Origin of the sequence: Pseudoalteromonas sp. 20-MNA-CIBAN-0454 (assembly GCF_040308685.1) — a bacterium.
Taxonomy (GTDB): domain Bacteria; phylum Pseudomonadota; class Gammaproteobacteria; order Enterobacterales; family Alteromonadaceae; genus Pseudoalteromonas; species Pseudoalteromonas nigrifaciens.
The window spans coordinates 1-625 of sequence record NZ_JBEOOB010000099.1 but is presented as its reverse complement, the minus strand read 5'-3'; the positions used below and the strand labels follow the sequence as shown (position 1 = coordinate 625).

1 rRNA gene is annotated in these 625 nt (G+C 42.7%); it reads right to left on the bottom strand.

The annotated features are described in order from the left end of the window. Positions 1–354: 354 nt before the first annotated feature. Positions 355–625: ribosomal RNA gene (locus tag AAEZ22_RS18120) — 16S ribosomal RNA — on the bottom strand; the annotation flags it as partial.

The window sequence follows — 625 nt, the reverse complement described above, 5'->3', positions numbered from 1 at the left end:
TTCATCGCCTCCAACTGCCAAGGCATCCACCGTGTACGCTTAGTCACTTAACCATACAACCCAAACGGGTCTTTGTTGTGTGACAGTTTAACTTCGCCAGAAGTCAATATTGAATACTAAAGTAGATACCAATCAATCAACTCATAAGAGTTAACTAAATGGCACTGAATGGTACTGCTACCATTCTTTTTTTACTTTTGAAAACTCTTGATAAATAACAATGTTATTCATCAGAATTTTATTATCAGCTTTTCCAAATTTTTAAAGAGCATATTAATTAGTTATCCCAAAGGGACAAGCACTAATTAACAATCATCTGTGTGGACACTACGAACAAATAAGTTCTAAATCGTATAAGGAGGTGATCCAGCCCCAGGTTCCCCTAGGGCTACCTTGTTACGACTTCACCCCAGTCATGAATCACTCCGTGGTAAACGTCCTCCCGAGGGTTAGACTATCTACTTCTGGAGCAACCCACTCCCATGGTGTGACGGGCGGTGTGTACAAGGCCCGGGAACGTATTCACCGCGTCATTCTGATACGCGATTACTAGCGATTCCGACTTCATGGAGTCGAGTTGCAGACTCCAATCCGGACTACGACGCACTTTAAGTGATTCGCTTAC